The following is a 17935-nucleotide window of genomic DNA, read 5'->3' as shown; positions in this document are numbered from 1 at the left end:
GGCGGGGCGCCGGGGGGGGGGGCGCGGCGTGCGGCGCCCGCCGCCCCCCCCCCCCGCCGCCATGCGTCCATCCGCCTCCGCACCCATCGAGGGACGAACACCCATGAGCAAGACCGGCAAGAAGGCGGCCGCCGCCGACCGCAGGGCCCGGATAGAAGCCATGCGCCGGGCCGAGCAGGTCCGTGAGCGGCGCAACCGCATCATCACCGTCACGATCAGCGTGGTCATAGTCGCCGGGCTCGCCGGCTGGGGCGCGTACGCCATCAACGACGCCGACGAGAAGGAGGAACGGACGGCGGCCGAGGCGAAGAAGCCCGTCCAGGGCGAGAAGACCTGGAACGCCAAGAAGCTCGGCCGCAACCATGTGACCGGCACCGTCGACTACCCGATGAACCCGCCGGTCGGCGGCGATCACAACCAGGCCTGGATGACCTGCGACGGCACCGTCTACACCAAGCCGGTCGCCGACGAGAACGCCGTGCACTCGCTGGAGCACGGGGCGGTCTGGGTGACGTACAACGACAAGGCCGCGGACGCCGACGTGAAGACGTTGAGCGACAAGGTCTCGAGGACGCCGTACACGCTGATGAGTCCGGTGGAGGGGCAGGCCGGGACGATCATGCTGTCGGCGTGGGGGCATCAGCTCGGCGTCGAGAAGGCCTCGGATCCGCGGGTCGAGCAGTTCTTCACGAAGTACGTGCAGGGCGCGCAGACGCCCGAGCCGGGGGCGGCCTGCACGAATGGGCTGACGGCTTCCTGACCGGCTCCTTGGGCTCCTTGGGCTCCTTGGGCTCCTTGGGCTCCTTGGGTTTCCTCGGGTTTCCTCGGGTGGGGCGGGCTGTGGCCTGTCCCACCCGCCTCGTGGAAGTTATTGCAATCCTTTTGCACCTGGGCACCGAATGCCATGAAGGATGGACCATGGCGTCGAGCACCACCAGGAACCGAGGACAGATCATGACCCTTGCCACCCAGTCCCAGCCGGGCCTCGTCCGGCGTATACGCGGAGCTCTCACCCCGCGTGAATGGGCCAGGGCAGGCGGACTGGCCGCCGCGATCCTCGCGCTGCACGTCATCGGCTGGGGGACGCTGATCCTGATCGTCGTGCCCAAGCACTTCGAGCTGGGCGGCGGACAGGGTGCCTTCGGTATCGGGCTGGGTGTCACGGCGTACGTGCTCGGCATGCGGCACGCCTTCGACGCGGATCACATCGCGGCGATCGACAACACGACCCGCAAACTGATCTCGGACGGCCAGCGCCCGCTCTCCGTCGGCTTCTTCTTCTCCCTCGGACACTCCTCCGTGGTGTTCCTGCTGGCCCTGCTCTTCGCCCTCGGCGTGCGCTCGCTCGCCGGTCCCGTGCAGGACGACGGCTCCTCGCTGCACGCGACGCTCGGCTTCATCGGTACGTCCGTGTCGGGTGTCTTCCTGTACGTCATCGCCGCGTTCAACCTGGTCGCCCTGGTCGGCATCCTCAAGGTGTTCCGCCGGATGCGCTCGGACGGCCACAGCGAGGCGGACCTGGAGGCGCAGCTTGGCGCGACGGGCGGTGTGATGACGCGGGTCCTGGGCCGGGCGACGCGGGCCGTGGGCAAGCCCTGGCACATGTACCCGCTGGGGTTCCTGTTCGGCCTCGGCTTCGACACGGCCACCGAGGTCTCGCTGCTGTTCCTCGCGGCCGGGGCCGCCGGGGCCGGCATCCCCTGGTACGCGATCCTGTGCCTGCCGGTGCTGTTCGCGGCGGGCATGAGCCTGCTCGACACGATCGACGGCTCGTTCATGAACTTCGCGTACTCGTGGGCCTTCTCCAATCCCGTCCGCAAGGTCTTCTACAACATCACCATCACCGGTCTGTCCGTGGCCGCGGCCCTGATCATCGGCACGGTCGAGCTGCTGTCGATCGCCGCGGAGAAGCTCTCGCTGCACGGGGCGTTCTGGCAGTGGGTCGGCGGGATCGACCTCAACAGCGTCGGGTACGCCGTGGTCCTGCTGTTCGTCGTGACGTGGGCGGCGGCTCTGCTGATCTGGCGGTACGGCCGGATCGAGGAGAAGTGGGCGTTGTCCTCGCAGGGCGCGGATGGCTGACGGCTGAACGCCGGTGGCTGGCGGGTGACGGCCGGTGGCCTGCGGCTGGCGGCTGGCGGCTGGCGGCTGGCGGCTGGCGGCTGGGAACCGATCGGCGGCGAGCGGTGTACACATGACATGAAGCGATGTGACGCAGCGCGGCCCGATCGGGAGCGGGGAGGGCCGGCCCGATGACCGAGGTGCTCAGCGGTGGCGGACCCGACCGGCCGCCTTGGAAACCGCCGCGGTGGCTGGTCGTGACCGCGGTGGCAGTGGTGGCCGTCGCGGCGGTCGTGGCGATTGTGGCGGGTCTCGTGATGGTGACCGGCGGGGGCGCCGGGCAGTCGGCGGCGCCTCGGAGTTCGCCGCAGGCGTCGGCCACTCCGACGGATGGCTCTCAACTGACGGACTCGGGGCTCTCCGTGGCGCGGGACCAGACACCCGGACTGGTGATCACCGGGAAGGGCGCCGCGGCCGGACGCAGCACGCTGAACCGGCACGACCGGACGGCGACCGCCGGTCCTTGGACGGTGACGGTGCGGCGGTCGGACACCGGCTCGCTGGGGCACGACGGGGCGGTGGTGACGTACCCGGTGGAGAAGCCGCCCGCCGGCAGCCCGATACGTTTCGACGAGGCTGCGGGGTCGCGCCGAGACGGCGAGGTCATATGGCCGCTGGCCGACTCCTACGCCCGGGTCCGCGGTGATCTGCCGTGGGCGCAGCTGGCGAAGATAGCCGACGGGACGTCGGTCGTGGCGGGTCGCCCCGAAGTGAAGGCACCTGCCGGGTTCTCGGTGGTGTCGACGGGCCCCGCCCGCCCACACGTCGTGCGCGAGGCCCGGTACGGGTCGGAAGAGGTGGGTGAGGCAAGGGAGTTGGGCAACGGGCTGATCTTCACGGGCGTAGTCCGCTGCGGTGGCATCGAGGACCGGCTGTACGCGCTGGGTGCCCGGGCGGCCGGCACCGTGCACGGCAGACCTGCTGTCGTGACGGACGCGATCGTCGGCAACGCGATCCTGGCGTGGGAGCCCAAGCCGGGAGTCATCGCGTACGTCGGCTACAGCGGCGCGGCGTTGGACCGGGGTGCGATCGAGGCGTTGCGCCGGACGGCGGAGCGGACCCGGCTGCTGAGCCCGCGGGAGTGGCAGGGAACCCGGCCCACGACCGTCGGTCAGCGCAACGACTTCCTCTGACCCACGCGGCGGCCCCCACGGCCCACGCGCCCCGTGAAAATGCCTCGCGCCTCGACCCGGGAGGACGTTACGCTCCCCGCGATGACCACTCACTCTCATGTCAGATTGGGGGTCCCGTCCGCGCAAGGTGAGTGCTGATGCTCACCGAGACCGCGAACGGGGACACCTCCCGACTCTCCCAGTGGCTGCGCGTGCGCGAGTTCGCCGTGCCGCCCTCCATGATCGAGACCGCGACGGCGCGGCGGCTTGCCGGGGACTGGGCGGGGGCGTGTGCCGCCGCGCGGGTCGACGTCGATCTCGATCTGCGTTCCGTGGCTCGTGCCCATGGCCGGGACCTCGCGGCCCGACTCCGGGACGATCTGCGTCACTTGGCGCCCGATCTGCTGCGCTGGCACATGCCCCGGGTCGCTCCCGACGGATTGCTGCGGCCGGGGGTGACCGTTGCGCTGGCCCGGTACGACCGGACGAGACCCGACCGGACGAGACCCGACCGTCCGGGCCCTGACCGCCCCGGCTCGGGCGACCCGAACCCGGTGCATCTCGTGGTCCGGACTCCGCCCGCCTGGGCCGATGCCGGTCAGCGGATGAGCCTCGGGGTGTGGGACGGGTCGCTGTCGGAGCGCGGCGCGTGCCGGCATCCGCATCCTCATCCCAACGCTCGGTTCCGCCTCGATCTGCATCGCCATCTGTGGGATGCGCGCAGGGCGGACGAGCTGCGGGTGCGGGCCGGGGTCGACCGGCCAACCGGCTTGGCCGGCCTTCCAGTTGACCTGGACGTGCCACAGGACCGGCAGTGGGCCGTGGACCGGTGGGCGGCCGAGGCGGGGATTCTGCTCCGCGCCGAAGGGAGAGCTGCGGGGAGGGTCTTGGTGCGCGCCGGCGGCCGGACTCGACTCGTACTCGACGTGGATACGGACGGGGACGGTCTCCGGGCCTACGATCTCCGGGCCTGCGGTCTGCGGGCCTGCGGTCTGCGGATCGCAGCGGCATCCCCCGACGACCGCGCCCACGGCATGCCCGTCCTCCCCGACGCCTCGACCTGGGTCCTGCCCGACCTCGAACTGCTCCGCCACGGTCTGATCGAGGCCGATCGGCTGCATCCGTTGGTCGCCACGGCCCTCGTGCCGGGGTGTTCGCCGACCGGGCCCGCCCGGAGTCCGGAGCCGGCGGGGCAGCCCCATCTCGTGGAGTGCCGGGGCGCCAGGCATCGGATCGGTCTGGTCGACGGGGTGTTGGCGGCGTTGGACCATGACCCGGTCGAGGTCCGTCGCGAGGAGTTGCTGGCCTCACTGAGCGGCACTCCCCTCCCCTGCCTTCAGGCCATCGACCAGGCACACCGCCGGCCCGACTGCCTGACCGGTGTCCGTGAACGCCTCGATCACGGTGACACCGAGGGCGCGTTGGCCGTCGTCGAGGGGCTGCTCGGTCCCGAAGCCGTGCTCCGGGATGGCCCGTTGCGCGACGAGCTGGAGGCGGCTGCCGAACGGCGGATCGCGTACGGGCTGTTCAAGGCCGGCCTGGTCGGCCCCGGACCGGATCGCATTCGCCCGGGCCAGCCTCGCCCCGTCGGCCATCGCTCACACCCGCGGCACACCACCGGTCGCTGACCCGAGCCACTCGTCGGCTGTCCAGGCACTCATTCGTCCGACTCTCCACACCCAAAGGTGATCACTTATGCCCACGTGCACTCCGTTCGTCACGACCGTCATCCCCGACGACCTCACGCCCGCCTCACAACTCGACATCGCCGACCACCTGTTGACCCTGCTGAGCGACACCACCACCGAACCGCGCCCCGACACCCAGCTGGAGGCCCTGACGCTGGCCGTGGCCGCGGATCTGCCCGTGCTGCTGTGGGGTGAGCCGGGGATCGGGAAGACCGCGGCGCTGACGCAACTCGCGGCGGCGCTGGAGCTGCCCTTGACCACGGTGATCGCCAGCGTGCACGAGCCGTCGGACTTCTCCGGGCTGCCCGTGGTCGGGGACGACCCGGCGGAGCACGGTGTGCCCATGGCGCCGCCGGACTGGGCGGTGCGGCTGGTGCGGGCCGGGCGGGGGCTGCTGTTCCTCGACGAGCTGTCCACCGCGCCGCCGGCCGTGCAGGCCGCGTTGCTCCGGCTGGTGCTGGAGCGGCGGATCGGTGCGCTCCAACTGCCGCCCGGTGTGCGGATCGTGGCGGCCGCCAACCCGCGTTCCTCGGCGGCCGACGGGTGGGAGCTGAGTCCGCCGCTCGCCAACCGGTTCGTCCATCTGCAGTGGACCCACGACCACGAGGTCGTCGTACGCGGACTCGGCGGGACCTGGCCCCGGGCGACCCTGCCCCGTCTCGATCCCGGGAAGCTGCCGGAGGCGGTGGAGTTCGCGCGGCGTGCGGTGTGCGGGCTGCTGACCGGGCGTCCCGGGCTCGTGCACCGGCTACCGAACAGCGAGGCGCGCCGGGGCGGGCCCTGGCCGTCGCCGCGCAGCTGGGAGATGACCTTGCGGCTGATCGCGTTCGCGACCGCGGCCGGTTCGGCCCGGGACGTGCTGTCCCTCCTGGTCAGGGGGACGGTGGGCGACGGTCCGGGACTTGAGCTGCTGGCGAGCGTGGACCGGATGGACCTGCCGGACCCCGAGCTGCTGCTCGCCGATCCGGCGGGGGCCGAACTGCCCGAGCGGGGCGATCTGCGCCAGGCCGTACTGGACGGGGTGGTCGCTGCGGTCCGGGCGCGTCCGGACCGGGCCCGCTGGGACGCGGCCTGGGCGCTGCTGGTGCGGGCCGTGGAGACCGGGGCGCCGGACCTGGTGGTCGTACCGGCGACGACGCTCGCCTCGCTGCGGCAGCAGGACTGGGACGTTCCGGCGTCGATCGAGCAGCTCGCCGGGGTGGTGTCGCTGTCCCGGCGCGCGGACCACGCGGCGGCCCGGACCGCGGCGGCGACCGCGAAGGCGGGCCGATGACGGGGGACGGCCGGGGCGGCGACCGGCAAGGCGGGCCGATGACGGCACACGGCCGAGGCGGCCTGGACCTCGACAAGCTCTTCGCCGCCCGGTTGCAGGCGGCCCGCGCCCGGCCCTACCTGGCCACGGCCCTGTTCGCCCTGCACACCGTCGAGTCGCGGCAGGTGCCGACGATGGCCGTGGACCGGTACTGGCGTTGCTATGTCTCGCCGGGGTTCGTGGACCGCACGCCGGTCGAGGAGCTGGCCGGCGTGTGGGTGCACGAGGTGTCGCATCTGCTGCGCGACCACCACGGGCGCAGTGAGCGGGTCGCGCGGGAGCGCGGGCTGACCGGGCCGGGCGAGCGGCTGCGGATGAACATCGCGGCGGACTTCGAGATCAACGACGATGTGTACGGCGACGGGCTGGCCCGGCCCGAAGGTGCCGTCCGGCCCGGCGATCTGCGGCTGGACGAGGGGCAGCTCATGGAGGACTATCTGCGCCAGTTCCGGCTCGGGCCCTGGTCGCAGGACCTGGCCTGGCTGGACTGCGGCAGCGGCGCGGACGGGCTGGAGCGGGGGTGGGAGCTGGGGCCGGGCGGCGCGCACGGGCTCAGCGAGCAGGAGCGGGACGCGGTGCGCTTCCGGGTGGCGCAGGGCATCAAGGGCCGTCCGGGGACTTCGCCGGAGGGGTGGCGGCGGTGGGCCGAGGAGGCGTTCCATCCGCCGCAGCCGTGGCGGGAGTTGCTGGGCGCGGCCGTCCGCTCGGCCGCCTCCGCTCCCGGCGTCGGCGAGGACTATTCGTACGGGCGTCCGTCGCGGCGCTCGGCCGGGTTCCCCGGGGTGGTACTGCCGAGTCTGCGGCGCAGGCCGCCCCGGGTGTCGGTGGTCATCGACACGTCCGCTTCGGTCAGCGACTCCGAGCTGGGCAGCGCGCTGCTGGAGGTGGCGGCCATCTCGCGGGCCGTGGGCGGCCGCCGCGACCTGGTGAGCGTGGTGCCGTGCGACGCGGCGGCCGGGATGGTGCACTCCCTGTGCCGTGGTGAGGGCATCCCGCTCATGGGCGGCGGCGGTACGGATCTGCGCACCGGCTTCGCCACGGCGCTGCGGGCACGGCCGCGACCCGACGTCGTCGTGGTCCTCACAGACGGACAGACCCCCTGGCCGGACAACCGGCCGGCGTGCCGGACGGTGGTGGGTCTGTTCCCGCGGCCGGACGACTCATGGGACGAGGAGGACCCGGACTACGTACCGGACGCACCGCCGGACTGGGCCCACGTGGTGGAGATCGGCTAGGCAACGGTCGTGGCAGCCACGTCACTCCCACACCACGACGTTCCGCCGCACCGGCACCGTCGCCGCGCCCGTCGCGAACAGTTCGGGCGAGTGGGCCCGGATGCGCTCGATGTCGTTGAAGACGGCCCGTAGATGCGACCGCATGGCCGTGCGGGCCAGCGGCACGTCGCCGCCGACCACCGCCGCGAAGATCTCGTGGTGCTGGTCGGCGAAGACGGCCGGCGACTCGTTCTCGTGCAGGCCGAGGCGGCGGGCCCGGTCGAGGTGACCCTTGGCCGCGGCGACGGTCGTCCACACGTTGCCGTGGCCGCTGAGCCGCATCAGCCCCTGGTGGAAGGCCTCGTCCAGGGCGAAGAACTCCTCCAGGCCGAGGTCGGCACTGCGCTGGCGCCGCAGGTTGTCCCGCAGTTCCTCGACCACCTCGGCGTCGAGTTCCTCAGGCAGGTCCTCCAGGGAGGCCAGCTCCACCGCCTCCCGCAGGAACTGCGCGTCCGCCACCTGCGCCGGGTCCACCCGCGAGACGAAGGAGCCGATCTTCGGGAAGACCTGCACCAGCCCCTCCTGGGCCAGCATGATCAGGCTCTCCCGCACCGGGGTGCGGCTGACGCCCAGGGACGCGGCGAGCTCGTTCTCCGACAGGGCGGCGCCCGGGGCGAGTTCAAGGGTGAGGACCAGCTGGCGCAGCTTCAGGTAGATGTCGCGCCGGCTCGTCCGCCCGTTCGTTTGAGCCATGCGCACATCGTACGTAGAAGCACGGCACAAGTATTGCCCCGCTCCACGACAACTGCTTGTATACAAGTACTTCGCGACCAAGGAGTGCCTGTGAGCAAGATCGAGCGCGTGGACGTGTTCGTCGCCTCCCCGGGGCGCACGTTCGTCACTCTGCGCATCACCACCACGGACGGCGTCACCGGCCTCGGCGACGCCACGCTCAACGGCCGTGAGCTGGCCGTGGCGAGCTATCTGCGCGACCACGTGGTGCCGCTGCTGATCGGCAGGGACCCCGCGCGCATCGAGGACATGTGGCAGTTCCTCTACAAGGGTGCCTACTGGCGCCGCGGCCCGGTGACGATGACCGCGATCGCCGCCGTCGACACCGCGCTGTGGGACATCAAGGGCAAGGTGGCGGGCCTCCCCGTCTACCAGCTCCTCGGCGGCCGCTCCCGTGACGGCGTCCTCGTCTACTCGCACGCCAGCGGCACCGACGTACCGTCCCTGCTGGACGACGTCGAGCGCTATCTGGAGCTCGGCTACAAGGCCGTACGCGCCCAGGCCGCCGTGCCCGGGGTCGGCGGTACGTACGGAGTGCGGAAGGGGGCGGTGTACGAGCCCGCCGCGACCGATCTGCCCGACGAGCAGCCGTGGGACACCGAGGCGTACCTCGGTTTCGCGCCCGGCTATCTGGAGGCGGTGCGCGAGCGGTTCGGCTTCGGCTTCCACCTCCTGCACGACGTGCACCACCGGCTCACCCCGATCGAGGCGGCCCGGTTCGGCAAGAGCGTCGAGGGCTGCCGGCTGTTCTGGATGGAGGACCCGACGCCGGCCGAGAACCAGGAGGCGTTCCGGCTCATCCGCGAGCACACGACCACGCCGATCGCGGTCGGCGAGGTGATGAACTCGATCTGGGACGTCCAGCACCTGATCACCCAGCAGCTCATCGACTACGTCCGGACGACCGTCGTGCACGCCGGCGGCATCACACACCTGCGGCGCATCTTCGACCTCGCCGCGCTCCACCAGGTGCGCACCGGTTCGCACGGAGCGACCGACCTCTCCCCCGTCAGCATGGCCGCCGCGGTCCATCTGGACATCGCCGTACCGAACTTCGGCATCCAGGAGCACATGGGCCACCCCGCCGAGACGGCCGAGGTGTTCCGCACGGGTGTCACCTTCGCCGACGGCATGCTCCACCCCTCCGAGGACCCGGGCCTCGGCGTCGAGTACGACGACAAGGCCGCCGAGCGCTTCCCCTACCAGCGGCGCTATCTCCCGGTCGCCCGCCGCCTCGACGGCTCGGTACACGACTGGTGAGCGGCAGCCTGAACCGTACGGCGCTCTCCCGGCTCTCGCCCGAACTGCGCCCCGAGGTCGATCCGGCCCAACTGCGCACCCGTGTCGTCCACTTCGGCCTCGGCGCCTTCCACCGGGCGCACCAGGCCGTATACACCGAGCACGCGTCCACCCGCTCCGGCGAGGACTGGGGCATCACCGCGGTCGCGCCCCGGTCGGCTGGGACCGTGCAGGCTCTGCGGGAGCAGGACTTCCTGTACTCGCTCACCGAGCGCCGGCCCGACGGGAACCGTACGCGGATCTTCGGTTCGGTGGTCGGCGCGCTGGCCATGGGCCCCGACGCCAAGGCGATCGACGCGCTGCTGGCCGACCCCGACGTGACGGTCGTAACCCTGACGGTGACCGAGAAGGGGTACCACCGGTCGCCGCTGACCGGTGGGCTGGACACCGCCGCCGCGCCGGTCGCCGCCGACCTCGCGGCGGATCCGGACGGCCCCCTCACCACAGTGGTCGGCCGTCTCGCCGCCGGGCTCGCGGCACGGGTGCGGGCGGGGGCGCCGCCGATCAGCGTCGTGTCGTGCGACAACATGGCGGACAACGGGGCCGCGTTGGTGCGGGTCGTGCACGATTTCGTACGAGCGTCCAACTGGCCTGATCACGCCGGGCTGTTGGACCGCATGGCCGAGGCCGTCGCCTTCCCCTCGACGGTCGTGGACCGGATCGTGCCAGCCACGAGCGAGGCCGACCGCGGTGCCGCCGCGGCGGCACTCGGGGTGCGTGACAGGCTGGCGGTGACCGCGGAGCCGTACCGCCAATGGGTGCTGGAGGACTCCTTCGCCGCCGCACGGCCGCCGTGGGAGCGGGACGGCGCGCTCTTCGTCCCCGATGTGACGCCCTATCAACTCACCAAGCTGCGGCTGCTGAACGGCTCCCACTCGGCCCTCGCCTACCTGGGCCTGGCCGCGGGTCTCACGACCGTCGCCGAGGCCATGGCGTCGGACTGGGGCGAGCGGCTGGTGCGGGCGCTGTGCGCGGAGCTCGCGCCGACTCTGCCCGCTGGGGGGCCGGATCCGCTCGGGTACGCCGACGATCTCGTCGTTCGTTTCCGCAATCCCGCGATGCGGCACCGGCTCCAACAGATCGGTACCGACGGCCCGTTGAAGGTACGGGAGCGCTGGCTGCCCGCACTGCGTGAGCTGCGGGCGCGTGGAGCACGTACCCCCGTGCTCGAACTCGCCTTCGCCGCCTGGGTGTTGAGCGCCGCCCCCACCTCCGTGCACGACCTTCTCGGCGCCGTGGGCGCCCAGGACCTGGCGGAGGACCACGCCTTCATCGCCGCCGTGACCGATCGGCTGCCCGCTCTGCGCGCCGGGCGCGTCGAAATCTGAGTCTCCCCGAAATCGCTTCTCCCTCCCCGGACAACGGAGTTCACGATGAAGGACAGCGTCATAGCCGCTCAGCAGTCGCCATCCGCGCAACGCACCACGCGCGATCTGGCCCGGGCCGCCGTCTCCGGCTGGCTGGGCACGGCCATGGAGTTCATGGACTTCCAGCTCTACTCGCTGGCCGCGGCGATCGTCTTCAACAAGATCTTCTTCCCTGACGTCAGCCCCGCCATCGGCCTGATCGCCGCGATGGCCACGTACGGCGTCGGATACGTCGCCCGGCTGGCCGGTGCGGTCTACTTCGGGCGGATGGGCGACCGCATCGGCCGCAAGAAGGTGCTGTACCTGACCATCCTGCTGATGGGCGCCTCCACCACCCTCATCGGCGCCCTGCCGACCTACGCCGCCATCGGCGTCCTCGCGCCCGTGCTGCTCGTGGCGTTGCGGCTGATCCAGGGCTTCGGGGCGGGCGCCGAGATCGCGGGGGCGACCGTGCTGCTGGCCGAGTACGCGCCGGTGAAGCGGCGCGGGCTGGTCTCCTCGCTGGTGTCGCTCGGCACCAACTCCGGGACGCTCGCCGCGTCCGGGCTGTGGGCGGTGCTGCTGGCCGTGCTTAGCGAGGACCAACTCCTGTCCTGGGGCTGGCGGTTGCCGTTCCTGCTGAGCTTCGTGCTGATGCTCTTCGCGTTCTGGCTGCGCCGCGGGCTCAAGGAGAGCCCGGTGTTCGAGCAGCGGGCCGACGTGGTGGACGGGGTCGCGCTGGCCAAGGACGAGGTGGAGTCGGCGATCGCGCGGGCCGGCGAGCAGGAGAGCGGCGTGCTGGCGGCGGGCATACGGCGGCGCAAGGGCAAGGCCTTCTTCCTCGCGCTCGGGCTGCGCTTCGGGCAGGCAGGCAACTCCGGCCTGGTGCAGACGTTCCTGGTCGGCTACATCGCCACCAACCTGGCCGTCGGCCGGTCCGTCCCCACGGACGCCATCGTCTACGGCTCACTGCTCGGCTTCGTCACCGTGCCCCTGGTCGGCCTGCTCGGCGACCGCTTCGGACGCCGCGCCCTCTACCTCGCGCTCACCGCGCTGACGGTCGTCGTCGCCTTCCCGGTGATGCTCCTGATCACCTCCGGGTCGACGCCGGGCGTGATGCTCGGCATGGTCCTCGGTCTGAACGTCGGCGTCCTCGGTCTGTTCTCCCTGGAGAGCGTCACGATGGCCGAACTCTTCGGCGCCCGCACCCGGTTCACGCAGCTCGCCCTCGCCAAGGAGGTCGGCGGCATCCTCGCCACCGCGATCGGCCCGGTCCTCGCGGCGACCCTCACGGCCGTCACCGGCAGCTGGTGGCCCATCGCCGCGATGCTCGTCGTCTACTCGCTCATCACCTTCGTCAGCGCGCTGTTCGCGCCCGAGACCCGCGGCCGTGACCTGGTCCGCCTGGAGGACGCCGTATGAGGACACTGACCCGGGTCATGAAGGCGGTCGTCGTGCACGGCGCCGGTGACGTGCGCATCGACGAGCGGCCGCTGCCCGAACCCGGCCCCGGCGAGGTGCTGTTGGCCCTGGAGTGGGGCGGGATCTGCGGCTCCGACATCGCGTACTGGAGGAAGGGCGCCTCCGGCACGGCCGCGCTCACCCAACCCCTGGTGCTGGGGCACGAGTTCGCGGGCCGCGTCGCCGCCCTCGGCGACGGGGTGACCGGCCTCGCCGAGGGACAGCCGGTCACCGTCCACCCGGCCCAACTGGTGGGCGACAGCGCCCTTCCCGACCGGATCGCGGGCCGCACCAACCTCCACCCCCGCGTCCGCTACTTCGGCTCGGCGGCCTTCGACCCGCCCACGGACGGCGGTTTCAGCGAGTACCGGACGGTGCCCGCGGACCAGATCCGCCCGCTCCCGGACGGCGTGGACACCCAACAGGGCGCGCTCGCCGAGCCGTTGGCCGTCGCCCTGCACGCCGTCGGCCGGGTGCCCGAGCTGCGCGGCCGCACCGTCCTGGTCAACGGCTGCGGGCCGATCGGCTCCCTGGTCGTCGCCGCGGCCAGGCATCGCGGGGCGGGCGCGGTGATAGCCGCCGACCTGACGGCCTCCTCCCTCGCCGTCGCCCGCGCCATGGGCGCCGACGAGACACGGGAGTTGTCGGCAGGCGCCGGGCTGCCCGAGGACGTGGACGTCGTCTTCGAGGCGTCCGGCGCCCCGGCCGCGCTCGGTCCGGTGCTACGGGCCACGGCTCGGGGCGGCACCCTGGTCCAGGTCGGCAACCTGCCCGGTACGCCGGCGCCCGCCGCCCTGGGGGACCTGGTGACCCGGGAGATCACCTGGATCGGCTCGTACCGTTTCGTCGAGGAGATCGACGACGCCCTGCGCGCTCTGCAGGGCGGCCTCGACCTGACCCCGCTGATCACGCACCGCTTCCCGCTGACGCGGGCCGAGGAGGCCCTCGCGGTCGCCGCCGAGCCGACGAGCGGCAGCAGCAAGGTCATGCTGCACCTCGCGGCCGGGGTCTAAGCGGTCCTGGGGAAGTCGGCTGCGGTTCGGCAACGCCGCCAGGGGCGCGGGGAACTGCGCGACCAGCCACGACGGTGCCACAGACGAGCCACGACACACCGCCGCACATCCAGCGGAGCGCTTAGCGCCCACCCACCTCTCTTCCCTCTGGAGAAACCTTGCCCTCTGACCACCGGGAGCAGCCGGCGGACGTCGTGAGGGTCGGTGAGACGGCGCCCGACTCCGTGAGCGTGGGCGACACGGCGGCCGACGTCGTGTGTCTCGGCGAGACCATGGCCGTCCTCGCCCCGCCCGACGCCCGCCCCCTCGCCGAGCAGCCCGCGCTCGCTCTCGGCATCGGCGGCGCCGAGTCCAACGTCGCCTGTGGGCTCGCCGCGCTCGGCCATCGCGTGGCCTGGCTGAGCCGCGTCGGCGACGACCCCTTCGGCCGCCGCATCCTGGCCGAACTCACCGCGCGCGGCGTGGACGTGAGCGCCGTACGCACCGATCCGGTCCGGCCGACCGGCGTCTACTTCAAGGACCCGGGCCCGGACGGCACCCGTACGCACTACTACCGCGCCGGCTCGGCGGCGACCGCGATGGGCCCCGAACTCGCCGCCCACCCCGCTGTCCGCCGCGCCCACATCGTGCACGTGTCGGGCATCACCGCGGCCCTGTCCGCCACCTGCGCCAACCTCCTGGAGACCCTGATGGCACGGGACCGTCGACAGGGACGGGAGTCCGCCGCCCGCTACCACCCCCGCGTCTCCTTCGACGTCAACCACCGGCCCGCACTCTGGCGCGACGGCGACGCCGCCCGCACCCTCCTCGCGCTCGCCCGCGCCGCCGACATCGTCTTCGTCGGCCGGGACGAGGCCGAGGCCCTGTGGGGTACGGCCCGCCCCGACGACATCGCGGGCCTGCTCGGCCCGGCGCCCCTGGTCGTGGTCAAGGACGCCGAGCACGGGGCGACTTCGTACGCCGAGGGGATACGGACCTTCGTGCCCTCGGTGCCCACCGACGTCGTCGAACCGGTCGGCGCGGGCGACGCCTTCGCGGCCGGTTATCTGGCCGGTGTCCTGGAGGAACGGGACGAGCGCTCCCGCCTCCGCCTCGGTCACCAGGCCGCCGCCGCGGCCCTGCGCACCCGGGACGACGTCCCGCTCCTGCCGCCGCGCGACGAGATCGACCAACTCCTCGCCCCGGACGAGGAGTTCACCGGCGCCCGGGTCCGTCTTCAGTGACCGTCGCAGCACCCTTCCCTGCGCATCAGCCTCCCCACCTCCAGCCAGTCGTCGTGGGCGGCCGTGGTGCGCGTGGCCGCGGGCTCGAAGGAGTCCACCAACTCCTCGGTGGTGTAAGGGACTCCGCCTCTGAGGACGGATTCGGTACGGACGAGGCTGGCGAAGTCCGTGAAGGGGTCGCCGTCGACGACCGTCAGGTCCGCGAGCCTGCCCGCCTCCACGGTGCCGAGGTCCCGGTCGACGCCGAAGAGGCGGGCCGGAAGGACGGTCGCGGTGCGCAGCGCCTCGGCCGGGGACAGTCCGCCCCGGTGCAGGGCGCGCAGGCCGAGGTGGAGGGAGAGGCCGACCGGGACGAGCGGCTGGTCCGTGCCGAGGGCGACAATGCCACCGGCGGCCAGGATGCGGCGGTAGATGTCGGTCTCCGTGCGGAGGGTGGCGAGTTGGGCGGCGGTGGGCGGGACCCAGGCCGACTGCCGGACCGCCGCCGTGTCCCACGGGGGCATGACGACGGTGACCCGGGGATCGTCGGCGAGGGCCGGGTCCGCGCCCAGGAGAGGCGACGACGTGAAGGGCGTGGCGATCATCGAGAAGCGCACGCCACGCGCGGTGTAGATCTCCACGACGTCCTGATACGCACGCCCCGTCGCGGTGATCGCATGCCCGAACTCGGCCCGCTGGGTGGCCTGCAGATGGGTCGTCAGGTCCTGGCCCAGCTGGACGCCCGGCGAGAGCAGATGCCCTCCGGTGCGAACGCCGAGCCGGTCGTGGGCATAGCGGGCCGCCTCCTCCATCACCCAACCGGGCGCCCGTACATAGGTTTTGACGAAGTCCCAGTCCAGCGCGGCCCCGCGCTCCAGTGAGCGGCGCAGGCCCTCCCGGGTCCGGTGGGCGCGGCCCATGCTGTAGGCGACCCGCGCGCCGTCGAGGAGTTCGCCCGTGGTCAGCAACCGGGGGCCGGCGAGCTGGCCGGTGGCCACGGCCTCGCGGATACGGGCCTGTTCGTAGGCGAATCCGCCGAGCGAGACGGCGGTGGTGATGCCGTAGGTCAGCTGGCCGACGGTCTGGCGTCCGCCGTAGGTGCTTTGCCAAGGGTGGGTGTGCGTGTCCCAGAGGCCGGGGATGACGGTCCGCTCAGAGGCGTCGATACGGCGGACGGCAGCCGCACGGCCCGGACGATGCGGCTCAACCGCCGTGATCCGTCCACCACTTACGACGATGTCGACGTCGTCGCGGGTCGTCTCACCGGTGCCGTCCCAGAGGCGTCCGGCGTGCACCACCACGTCGGCGGGGGTGGGCCTGGGCGCGTCGAGCGGGACGCGGACCGTGCGGGCGGGGCCGCCGTCGACGCCGATCAGGCGCAGTCGCGTGCCGGACAGGTACAGGAGGGTCCTGGAGTCGGCGGACCAGGAGGGGTGGTCGGCCGACTCGGTGGTGAGGGTGCGCAGTTCGCCGCGCGGGGTGCCGTCGGGGTCGACGGGCAGCAGACACAGCGCGGACTCGACGATCACGGCCATCCAGCGGCCGTCGGGCGACCAGACGGGCCCGGAGTCGTAGCGGTCGGCGATCGAGGTGTGCGGCGCCACCGCGTGCAGCCGGGCCGTGCCGGTCGTGGTGTCGACGACCCGGACGAGGTTGTAGCCCTCCCGGAAGCGGGAGTTGAGCCGGTTGCGGTCGCAGAGGGCGAGGTAGCGGCCGTCGGGCGACCAGCTGGGGCGGCCGGGCAGCCCGCCCGCGCCCAGCGGTGCCGCCAGTACCCGCTCCTCGCCGGACGCGAGGTCGCGGACGAGCAGCCTGCCCGTCATGTCGATGCAGGCGAGCCGCTGCCCGTCGGGCGACAGCGCCGGATGCACCCGCCCGCCGGTCGCGAGGGCGGTCTCCTCGCCGGTGGCAAGATCGTGCCGGTACACGCCGAGCAGTCCGTCGCGGTCGTCCGCGTACACGAGCGACCGCCCGTCGGGCGCCCAGGAGGGGCCGAGCAGATAGCGCGTGGCCGCCGCCTTGCGCAGTCGCCGTGGCGCCCGTCCACCTGAACTACCAGCCAGCCACAGCGAGTTGAGTGCCGCGAAGGCGATCTGCCGGCCGTCGGGCGAGAGCGCGGGCAGATGGATGCCGCGCACCGGGCGGGTGCGGGCGTCCCCGAGGTCGTACTCCTTGGTCCGGTACCGCGGCCGCCGTACCGGGAGTGCTCCCTCGAAGGGGATGGTCTCCGGATGCCGCGGGTCGTCCGGTCTTACGAGGGTGAAGGCGCCGTCGAGGGTGAGGAGCAGCTCGCCCTGTGGCGTCCAGCGTGGGGGCACGGGGGCGATGTCGCCGGTGACCGGGACGGGGGTGCCGTCGACGACGAGGGTGCTGGAGGCGTTCGGGGTGGCCGTGGTGCGGAGGTGGGCGAGGCGGTCGTCGGCCGAGACGGCTGGGGTCATGACCTGCGCGGCCTCGGTCTCAGTGTGCCGGACGGTGACCGGGCCGGTGCCGTCGGCGGGGACGGCGGCGATCGTGCGGGCCTCCACCGTCACGCCGAGGGAAGTGGTGACGGTCTTCGCGCGGACGAACAGGATGCGGGTGCCGTCCGGGGTCCAGGTGGGGTCGAAGTCCTCCCACGGGGTGTCCTGCAGCGGGCCGTCCTGGCCGGTCAGGCCGGTGACGCGGGTGATGCGGCCGGTGCCCAGGTCGAGGACGTGGATGCGGTAGGCACTGCCGGTGACGGGGTCGCCGGCGCGTTCGGAGGCGAAGGCGAGCCGCCGGCCGTCGGGCGACCAGGCCGGGCCGCGGTCGTCCCAGGGGCCGTCCGTGCGCCGGCGCAGGTCGGAGCCGTCGGGGCGGACGGTCCAGAGGTGGAAGCCGCCGTCCCGGTAGGCGCAGAAGGCGATGAGCTCGCCGTCCGGGGAGTGGGTGGGGCGGCCCGGTTCGAGGTCGGGCGGGGTGAGGGGGCGGGCGGTGCCGCCGGTGCGGGGCAGGGACCACAGGGTGCCCTGGACCTCGGCGATCAGCCGGTCGCCGGCGGGGGCGAGGGTGGCCGAGCCGTTGGTGGCCCGGGTGAAGGTCAGCGAGGTGGCGCCGGTGTCCGGTCTCGCCAGGGCCGCGGGAGCGACGCCCACGAGGGGCACGGCGCTTGCGGCGGCGAGGAGTTGGCGGCGGGTCGGACGGAAGGTGGGGCTCCAGTCACGGTCCATGACAGCACACACTGCTGCACCGGCCGCCCCGGTTTCAACACACCGTACGGATCAAGCCACGGAAAGTGACCGGCCGATTTTGCTACAAGTTCCGAAATTATTCGTGACGGACGGGCCACGCCGGTGCAACACGGCGTTCGTAGCTTCGCAGTCAGCGAATAACGCTGCTTTCCCGCGAAATCCC

At 72.6% G+C, this 17935-nt stretch carries 13 protein-coding genes; 11 read left to right on the top strand and 2 right to left on the bottom strand.

Annotated features, from left to right (window positions below; genetic code table 11):
- Positions 1-103: 103 nt before the first annotated feature.
- The 6 genes from ABZ848_RS12890 to ABZ848_RS12865 all read left to right on the top strand — a co-directional run bounded on the left by ABZ848_RS12890 (position 104) and on the right by ABZ848_RS12865 (position 7468).
- Positions 104-760, top strand: a complete 657-nt coding sequence (locus ABZ848_RS12890; RefSeq protein ID WP_360829812.1) for a DUF3105 domain-containing protein — start codon at positions 104-106, stop codon at positions 758-760.
- A gap of 194 nt (positions 761-954) precedes the next feature.
- Positions 955-2082: a HoxN/HupN/NixA family nickel/cobalt transporter gene (locus ABZ848_RS12885; RefSeq protein ID WP_360829809.1), complete on the top strand. Its 1128-nt coding sequence runs from the start codon at positions 955-957 to the stop codon at positions 2080-2082.
- Positions 2083-2252: 170 nt separating this feature from the next.
- Complete coding sequence (locus ABZ848_RS12880) at positions 2253-3254, top strand: hypothetical protein (protein ID WP_360829806.1); 1002 nt, start codon at positions 2253-2255, stop codon at positions 3252-3254.
- A 137-nt stretch (positions 3255-3391) separates the two neighbouring features.
- Positions 3392-4861, top strand: coding sequence for a hypothetical protein (locus ABZ848_RS12875; protein WP_360829803.1), 1470 nt, complete (start codon positions 3392-3394; stop codon positions 4859-4861).
- A gap of 67 nt (positions 4862-4928) precedes the next feature.
- Positions 4929-6194 carry an AAA family ATPase gene (locus ABZ848_RS12870; RefSeq protein WP_360829800.1) on the top strand — a complete coding sequence of 422 codons (1266 nt, stop codon included), beginning with the start codon at positions 4929-4931 and terminating at the stop codon, positions 6192-6194.
- Between the two features lie 38 nt (positions 6195-6232).
- Positions 6233-7468 carry a VWA-like domain-containing protein gene (locus tag ABZ848_RS12865; protein WP_360829797.1) on the top strand — a complete coding sequence of 412 codons (1236 nt, stop codon included), beginning with the start codon at positions 6233-6235 and terminating at the stop codon, positions 7466-7468.
- A gap of 21 nt (positions 7469-7489) precedes the next feature.
- On the opposite strand, the gene ABZ848_RS12860 is transcribed toward ABZ848_RS12865, so the two are convergent.
- Positions 7490-8200: a GntR family transcriptional regulator gene (locus ABZ848_RS12860; RefSeq protein WP_360829794.1), complete on the bottom strand. Its 711-nt coding sequence runs from the start codon at positions 8198-8200 to the stop codon at positions 7490-7492.
- Positions 8201-8290: 90 nt separating this feature from the next.
- On the opposite strand from ABZ848_RS12860, the gene manD reads away from it, so the two are divergent.
- The 5 genes from manD to ABZ848_RS12835 all read left to right on the top strand — a co-directional run bounded on the left by manD (position 8291) and on the right by ABZ848_RS12835 (position 14581).
- Complete coding sequence (gene manD, locus ABZ848_RS12855) at positions 8291-9499, top strand: D-mannonate dehydratase ManD (protein ID WP_360829791.1); 1209 nt, start codon at positions 8291-8293, stop codon at positions 9497-9499.
- Entirely contained in the window at positions 9496-10866 is a 1371-nt protein-coding gene (locus ABZ848_RS12850; RefSeq protein WP_360829788.1) for a mannitol dehydrogenase family protein, read from the top strand. Before manD ends, ABZ848_RS12850 begins: the two co-directional genes overlap by 4 nt.
- Positions 10867-10911: 45 nt before the next feature.
- Positions 10912-12306 (top strand): MFS transporter, encoded by a 1395-nt coding sequence (locus tag ABZ848_RS12845; RefSeq protein WP_360829785.1) that lies wholly within the window; start codon positions 10912-10914, stop codon positions 12304-12306.
- Positions 12303-13358, top strand: a complete 1056-nt coding sequence (locus ABZ848_RS12840) for an L-idonate 5-dehydrogenase (RefSeq protein WP_360829782.1) — start codon at positions 12303-12305, stop codon at positions 13356-13358. Before ABZ848_RS12845 ends, ABZ848_RS12840 begins: the two co-directional genes overlap by 4 nt.
- 158 nt (positions 13359-13516) lie before the next feature.
- Complete coding sequence (locus ABZ848_RS12835) at positions 13517-14581, top strand: sugar kinase (protein ID WP_360829779.1); 1065 nt, start codon at positions 13517-13519, stop codon at positions 14579-14581.
- Here the strand turns inward: ABZ848_RS12835 and ABZ848_RS12830 are convergent.
- Positions 14575-17751 (bottom strand): amidohydrolase family protein, encoded by a 3177-nt coding sequence (locus tag ABZ848_RS12830; protein WP_360829776.1) that lies wholly within the window; start codon positions 17749-17751, stop codon positions 14575-14577. The genes ABZ848_RS12835 and ABZ848_RS12830 overlap by 7 nt on opposite strands.
- Between the last annotated feature and the right edge of the window lie 184 nt (positions 17752-17935).

Origin of the sequence: Streptomyces sp. NPDC047081 (assembly GCF_040643775.1) — a bacterium.
In the GTDB taxonomy this organism is placed as follows: Bacteria; Actinomycetota; Actinomycetes; order Streptomycetales; family Streptomycetaceae; genus Streptomyces.
Note: the sequence above shows the minus strand (reverse complement) of the source record. Positions and strands in the feature narration are given on the sequence as shown.